Origin of the sequence: Allobosea sp. CER48, from assembly GCF_044752385.1 — a bacterium.
Taxonomy (GTDB): domain Bacteria; phylum Pseudomonadota; class Alphaproteobacteria; order Rhizobiales; family Beijerinckiaceae; genus Allobosea.
Genome location: NZ_JBIWYK010000143.1, coordinates 1 through 7,101, shown reverse-complemented (window position 1 = coordinate 7,101; position 7,101 = coordinate 1). Strand labels below are relative to the sequence as shown.

Annotated in this window: 7 protein-coding genes; 5 read left to right on the top strand and 2 right to left on the bottom strand. The window is 68.4% G+C overall.

Annotation, left to right across the window (positions count from 1 at the left end):
- A partial coding sequence (locus ACIPIA_RS07605; RefSeq protein WP_400508195.1) for a uroporphyrinogen-III synthase occupies nt 1-671 on the bottom strand: 671 nt, incomplete at its 3' end.
- A 254-nt stretch (nt 672-925) separates the two neighbouring features.
- Between ACIPIA_RS07605 and tsaD the strand changes: the two genes are divergently transcribed.
- The 4 genes from tsaD to ACIPIA_RS07585 are packed head-to-tail and all read left to right on the top strand — an operon-like array spanning nt 926 to nt 3,723.
- Entirely contained in the window at nt 926-1,981 is a 1,056-nt protein-coding gene (gene tsaD, locus ACIPIA_RS07600; RefSeq protein WP_400508193.1) for a tRNA (adenosine(37)-N6)-threonylcarbamoyltransferase complex transferase subunit TsaD, read from the top strand.
- On the top strand, nt 1,978-2,976 hold the full coding sequence (locus ACIPIA_RS07595; RefSeq protein ID WP_400508191.1) for an NAD(P)H-dependent glycerol-3-phosphate dehydrogenase: 999 nt from the start codon (nt 1,978-1,980) through the stop codon (nt 2,974-2,976). Before tsaD ends, ACIPIA_RS07595 begins: the two co-directional genes overlap by 4 nt.
- A gap of 10 nt (nt 2,977-2,986) precedes the next feature.
- Nucleotides 2,987-3,313: a hypothetical protein gene (locus ACIPIA_RS07590; protein WP_400508189.1), complete on the top strand. Its 327-nt coding sequence runs from the start codon at nt 2,987-2,989 to the stop codon at nt 3,311-3,313.
- The gene (locus ACIPIA_RS07585) at nt 3,313-3,723 is read left to right on the top strand and encodes an EVE domain-containing protein (protein WP_400508187.1); all 411 of its coding nucleotides are present in this window, start codon (nt 3,313-3,315) and stop codon (nt 3,721-3,723) included. Before ACIPIA_RS07590 ends, ACIPIA_RS07585 begins: the two co-directional genes overlap by 1 nt.
- 4 nt (nt 3,724-3,727) lie before the next feature.
- On the opposite strand, the gene ACIPIA_RS07580 is transcribed toward ACIPIA_RS07585, so the two are convergent.
- The gene (locus tag ACIPIA_RS07580) at nt 3,728-4,861 is read right to left on the bottom strand and encodes a DUF2235 domain-containing protein (RefSeq protein ID WP_400508185.1); all 1,134 of its coding nucleotides are present in this window, start codon (nt 4,859-4,861) and stop codon (nt 3,728-3,730) included.
- Nucleotides 4,862-5,093: 232 nt separating this feature from the next.
- On the opposite strand from ACIPIA_RS07580, the gene acs reads away from it, so the two are divergent.
- Nucleotides 5,094-7,046 (top strand): acetate--CoA ligase, encoded by a 1,953-nt coding sequence (gene acs / locus ACIPIA_RS07575; RefSeq protein WP_400508183.1) that lies wholly within the window; start codon nt 5,094-5,096, stop codon nt 7,044-7,046.
- Nucleotides 7,047-7,101: the final 55 nt, after the last annotated feature.

Sequence of the window (7,101 nt, the reverse complement as noted above, 5' to 3'; positions counted from 1 at the left end):
TCGGGATGCTCGGCGACCAGCACGGTGCTGGCGCCCGCGGCGATCAGCGGCGCCGCGACATCGGCAGAGAGAACGACATGCGTCAGTTCGAGCGCTTCGTTCGAGACACCCGCCGCCTGTGCCAGCGCGATGAAGGTCCGCGCCCCACGCGCGGAATAGTGCAAGGCAGCATCGCCCGGCTGACCATGCCGCAGCGCGGCTTGCGTATCCTCGGGCAAGGCCGAGACCGGCTCGGCCGCGTAGGCGATCCAGAGCGTGACGTCGTAGCCTGCCTGCTTCAGCCGTTCCGGGACATCCTCCTTGCGGTCGCGCGCGACGATCATCAGCAGCTTCGCCGGGGCCGGCAGCGTGCGCCCGATCAGCTCGATCAGGTCGTTGCGGTCGCCGTCGGCGCTACGCGCATCCTCCAGACCGGCTTCGCGGACCTTGGCCGCCGTCCGGCCACCGACAGTGAAGATCGGCAGGTCGCGCCAGGCCGCCGGCCCCTCGGCGAGTGCCGGCACGGCGTTGCCGCTGGTCAGGACGATCGCGTCGAAGCTGCCTACGGGCGCCGCATCCGAAAGCCGCACCACGTCGAAGAGCGGAGCCAGAACCGGCTCGAAGCCGTGATCGGCAATGGCGCGCGCGGTCCGCTCGGCATCGGGACGAGGACGAAAGACGAAGACGCGCATTCACAGCTCCTGGAAAGACCGGCACCGGCCATGGGCCGATGCGCGAAGGATGCAGCCTCCCGCGATCGGGCCGCATTGAGGCGGAACGATGATGCACTGCATGCCGTCTCCCTTCCCGCCTCGCCGCCGGGGGCGCCGCGACACCCCTTGGCCTTGCATCCTGCCCCGCACTATACGAAGGAATTGCCGGCGAGGAACTGCCGGAGACGGCCCGCTATCCCGTTCTTCCGTGCCACGAGGTTAATCGAGCGATCATGCGTGTCCTTGGGATTGAGACGACCTGCGACGAAACGGCAGCCGCGATCGTCTCCGTCGAGCGCTCGGGCGAGAGCAAGATCCTGTCGAACGAGATCCTGAGCCAGATCGCCGCACATGCCGCCTATGGCGGCGTCGTGCCGGAAATCGCCGCGCGCGCCCATGTCGAGGCGATCGACCGCATCATCGCGCGTGCCTTCTCGGATGCGGGCCTTAAGCCCGGCGATATCGATGCCGTCGCGGCGGCTGCCGGCCCCGGCCTCGTCGGCGGCGTCATGGTCGGCCTCACCGCCGGCAAGGCGATCGCGCTCGCGACCGGCAAGCCCTTCATCGCGATCAACCATCTCGAGGCGCATGCGCTGACCGCCCGCCTCACCGACGATCTCGCCTTCCCCTATCTGCTGCTGCTGGTCTCGGGCGGCCATACCCAGCTGCTGGCCGTGCGCGGTGTCGGCGACTACCTCAAGCTCGGCGGCACGATCGACGACGCCGTCGGCGAGGCCTTCGACAAGATCGCGAAGATGCTGGCCCTGCCCTATCCCGGCGGTCCCTCGGTCGAGCGGGAGGCCCTGAAGGGCGATCCCGAGCGTTTCGACTTTCCGCGGCCGATGCAGGGGCGCGCCAATCCCGACTTTTCGCTCTCCGGGCTCAAGACGGCCGTGCGTCTCGTCGCCGAGCGCATCGCCCCGCTCTCCGACCGCGACGTCGCCGATCTCTGCGCCTCCTTCCAGGCCGCGATCGTCGATGTGATGGTGGACCGCACCCGCGCCGGGCTGCGCGCCTGCCGCGATGCCGGGATCACGCCGTCGACGCTGGTCGTGGCCGGCGGCGTCGCCGCCAACCAGGCGATCCGGAGCGGCCTGACCCGCCTCGCCACGGAGGCCGGCCTGCCGATGGTCGCTCCCCCGCAGGCGCTCTGCGGCGACAATGGCGCGATGATCGCCTGGGCCGGTCTGGAGCGGCTCAGACTCGGCCTCGTCGACGACATGAGCGCGGTCGCCCGCCCGCGCTGGCCCCTCGACGAGCTTTCCGCCAAGCCTGCGACCACGGCATGACGCGCAAGGCCGCCTATGCGACCGTCGGCGTCGTCGGCGCCGGCGCCTATGGCGCGGCGCTCGCGCTCGCCGCAACCCGTGCGGGGCGCGGAGTCCGGCTCTGGGCGCGCGATCCCGAGACCGTCGCCGCGATCGAGCGGGACCGCCAGGCACCTCGGCTGCCCGATATCGAGCTGCCCGAGGCGATCAGCGCGACGACATCCCTGGCCGATCTCTCCGATTGTGATGCGGTGCTCGTCGCGGTGCCGACCCAGAACCTGCGCGCGGCCTGCCGGAATCTCGCCGGCCATCTGCCCTCGGACCTGCCGATCATCTCCGCCGCCAAGGGCATCGAGCAGACGAGCGGGCTGTTTCCGACCGAGATCATCGAGAGCGTGCTGCCCGGCTCCCGGACCGCGATCCTCTCCGGCCCGAGCTTCGCCATCGATATCGGCCGCGGCCTGCCGACCGCGGTGACGCTCGCGGCGGCCGAGCCCGCGCTGGCGCAGTCGCTGGCCGAGGCGCTGAGTTCGCCGGCTTTCCGCATCTATCATTCCGACGATCCGCTCGGCGTCGAGATCGGCGGCGCGGCCAAGAACGTGCTCGCCATCGCCGCTGGCATCGCCATCGGCCTCGGCTACGGCGAAAGCGCGCGCGCTGCGCTCGTCGCGCGCGGCTTCGCCGAGCTGCGCCGCTTCGGCGAAGCCTATGGCGGCCAGGCCGAGACCCTGATGGGGCTGTCCGGCCTCGGCGATGTCGTGCTGAGCTGCGCCTCGCCGCAATCGCGCAATTTCGCCTACGGCCTGGCACTCGGGCAGGGCCGCGATGCGGCCGAGGCCTCGGGCGGCAGGCTCACCGAAGGCGCTTTCACCGCCCCGATCCTGGTCGAGATGGCGCGCTCCCGGAGCATCGAGACGCCCATCGCCGAGGCGGTCTCGGAGATCATTGCGGGCAGGCTCGGGGTGCGCGAAGCGGTCGCCGCGCTGCTCGCCCGGCCGATCCGGGCCGAACGGTAGGAGGACGAACATGGCGGGAGACTGGTCCGATCTGAGCAAGCGCGTCGCGCGCGGCATCGCCGAAGTCCGCAAGACCACGGGTTCGGAGCTCGTCGCCGAGGGCCAGCCCGTGCCGCTGGCCGGGCGGATCGCCAGCCCCGTCCTGCAGCATCGCAAGCGCCGGGCCGAGGGCACGCATCGCTTCGTGCTGATCCTGCCCTTCGGCGAGGGCGAGGTACGGGTCGAACTCGACGCCAAGGATTACGCCGCGCTGACGCGCGAGATGGTGCGGTTCTGGAACGAACAGGGCGAGGCGGCCTCGCAGCCGCCGGTGCCGCTCAAGGAGGACGAAGCCTGATGGCTCACTGGCTGATCAAATCCGAACCCTCGGTCTGGTCCTGGGACGATCAGGTCAAGGCCGGCGCGAAGGGCACGCATTGGGACGGAGTGAAGAACCACACCGCCAAGCTCAACCTGATGGCGATGAAGAAGGGCGACCAGGTCTTCTTCTATCATTCCAACGAGGGGCTGGAGGTCGTCGGCATCGTCGAGGTCATTCGGGAGGCCTATCCCTGGGACGATGCCGGCCCGCCCTGGGTCCTCGTCGACTTCAAGGCGGTGAAGCCGCTGCCCAAGCCTGTCTCCCTCGCCGCCGTCAAGGCCGAGCCGAAACTCGCCAAGATGTCGCTCGTCACCTCCTTCCGTCTCTCGGTCCAGCCGGTGACGGATGATGAGTGGGACATCGTCTGCAAGATGGGCGGCCTCTGACCACTCAGCGTGGATAATACCGGGCAAAAGGAGGATAGGTTGCCAGCGCACGCGGCCGATACGGTCGCCTCTCGTCGAGGATCGGCACAGCCGGCGCCTGCAGGCGCGGTTCGACCGCCGGCGCCATCCGCGCCGGCTGCGGCTGGAATCCGTGCAGCACGAAGCTCTCGCGCGTGCCCTCGCTCCAGGGCAGCCACGAGGTCTGGCGCTCGTCATGCTGCAGACCGAGCGCATCTGGCCTGAGCTCGGCGATCAGCCCGGGCTCGACCATGAGCGGCGGAGAGGCGGCCTGTGCTTCCGCGACCATCCAGTCCAGCGCGAGATCGGCGAGCCCCATCTGCAGGCCGTAGCCGCCGCCGATATCGGTATGCACCCCGGCGAACCAGAGCTGCTTGATCTGCCCGGCCGGCGCCTGCGTCTCGTCCCAGAGTTCCGGCGCGAAGACCTGCCGGTTCTCGTCGATGGCGAGCGCCTGCCGGCCATGCGCGACCTTTCGGTTGAGGATCGCATCGTGGAACTTGTGGCGCCCCGGCATGCTGCCGATCGCCGGCAGGCCGAGCGCACGGAGCGTATCCCAGACACCGACGAAGAAGGGCGGTGCCGGCTCGGTGCCATGGCGCTGCCGGAACGCCGCCGCGGCAGCCGCGCGGGCAGCCCCGTCCTGGATCATGTAGACGTCCTTGACGGCGCTGGATGCGAGCGCCCTCACCTCCGTGGCTGCGATCGCATCGCTAAAGCCGTCCCAGCGCAAGACATTCGCGAAGCCGGCGGGAACGCCGCAGAGCGCCAGCACCCCGCCGAGGCTGCGCACGGTATAGGCGCCGCGGCTGAAGCCGAACAGGAAGATGCGGTCGCCCGGGCGCCATGAGCAGAGCAGTGCGGCATAGCAGTCGATGATGTTGTCCGTGATGCCGTAGCCGGTCGCCTGCGCGAGCCAGTCCTTGAGACGCCGAAACGGGCTGCGGATCTCGCCCTCATCCGGATTCGAGCCCAGGCCGGGGTCGTAGAAGCAGGTCTGCCCGGCGGGATCGACCTCCCGCGTCGCCAGGAACAGGCGATAGATGCTCGTCCAGTTGATCGGGTTAGCGCCGCCGGCCTGCCCCGTCCCATCCGAGAAGATGCAGACATTGCGCGCCATGAAGCCCTCCAAGCCACCTTACCCTACCATGTGATGAGGCCCCCCGGGGACAATCCGGCCTCGAACCATGCTTCCGACGCCTGCCCCTGCCACGAAAGTGCGATGCACAATGGGTTGCCGCGCCGCGCGTGCATCCTATGATGCGCGGAATTCAAAGGAAGCGATGTCCCGGCCGCTCGCGAGAGCACAGGACCAACGCAACACAGACGACCCAAGTCTGGGGAGACACCGAATGTCCGAGACGATCTACGACGTGCCCGCCGGCTGGGCCGACAAGGCCTGGGCGAACGATGCCCGCTATCAGGAGATGTACGCGGCCTCTGTCGCGGATCCCGCGAAGTTCTGGGGCGAGCACGGCAAGCGGATCGACTGGTTCAAGCCCTACACCAAGGTCAAGAACACCAGCTATGAGCCGGGCAAGGTCTCGATCAAATGGTTCGAGGACGGCACCACCAACGTCGCCCATAACTGCGTCGACAGGCACCTCGCCACGCGTCCCGACCAGACCGCGATCATCTGGGAAGGCGACGATCCGTCCGAATCCAGGACGATCACCTATCGCCAGTTGCACGCCGAGGTCTGCAAGTTCGCGAACGTCCTCAAGGCGCATGGCGTCGAGAAGGGCGACCGCGTCACCATCTACCTGCCGATGATCCCCGAAGCGGCCTATGCCATGCTCGCCTGCGCGCGCATCGGCGCCGTACATTCGGTCGTCTTCGGCGGCTTCTCGCCGGATTCGCTGGCGAGCCGCATCGAGGATTCCGACTCGAAGATCGTGATCACCGCCGATGAGGGCCTGCGCGGTGGCCGCTCGGTCCCGCTCAAGAAGAATGTCGACGCCGCCGACGACAAGGTGAAGGGCGGCATTGGCAAGGTCGTCGTCGTCAAGCGCACCGGCGGCAACGTCTCCATGAAAGACGGCCGCGACGTCTGGTATCACGAGGAGGCCGCCAAGGTCCCCGCCGATTGCCCGGCCGCCGAGATGAACGCGGAAGATCCGCTCTTCCTGCTCTACACCTCCGGCTCGACCGGCAAGCCGAAGGGCGTGCTGCACACCACCGGCGGCTATCTCGTCTACGCCTCGATCACCCACCAGTACGTCTTCGACTATCATGACGGCGACATCTACTGGTGCACCGCCGACGTGGGCTGGGTGACCGGCCACAGCTACATCCTCTACGGCCCGCTCGCGAACGGCGCGACGACGCTGATGTTCGAGGGCATCCCGACCTATCCGTCGATCTCCCGTTTCTGGGAGGTGATCGACAAGCACAAGGTCAACACCTTCTACACCGCGCCGACAGCGATCCGCTCCCTGATGGGCGCCGGCGAGGAGCCGGTGAAGAAGACCAGCCGCGCCTCGCTGCGCCTGCTCGGCTCCGTCGGCGAGCCGATCAACCCGGAAGCCTGGGAGTGGTATCACCGCGTCGTCGGCGACCGCCGTTGCCCGATCGTCGACACCTGGTGGCAGACCGAGACCGGTGGCATCCTGATCACGCCGCTGCCGGGCGCGACGAAGCTCAAGCCCGGTTCGGCCACCCGGCCATTCTTCGGTGTGAAGCCCGAGATCGTCGACGCTGCCGGACAGGTGCAGGAAGGGGCCTGCGAGGGCAACCTCGTCATCGCCGACAGCTGGCCGGGCCAGATGCGCACCGTCTATGGCGACCATCAGCGCTTCATGGACACGTACTTCGCCACCTATGCGAACAAATACTTCACCGGCGACGGCTGCCGGCGCGACGCCGACGGCTACTATTGGATCACCGGCCGCGTCGACGACGTCATCAACGTCTCCGGCCATCGCATGGGCACGGCCGAGGTCGAGTCGGCCCTCGTCGCCCATCCGTCGGTCTCCGAGGCCGCGGTCGTCGGTTATCCGCACGACATCAAGGGCCAGGGCATCTACGCCTATGTCACCCTGATGGCCGGCGAGCAGCCCAGCGACACGCTGCGCAAGGAACTCGTCGCCTATGTCCGCAACGAGATCGGCCCGATCGCCTCGCCGGATCTGATCCAGTTCGCGCCGGGCCTGCCCAAGACCCGCTCGGGCAAGATCATGCGCCGCATCCTGCGCAAGATCGCGGAGGACGAGTTCGGCGCGCTCGGCGACACATCGACGCTGGCCGACCCGGCCGTCGTCGACGATCTCATCGAGAACCGCCAGAACAAGCGCAAGGCGGGCTGAGGCCTTTGGTGGCGGCGCTCAGGAGGCTGCCGCCACCACCTCGATCTCGACCTTG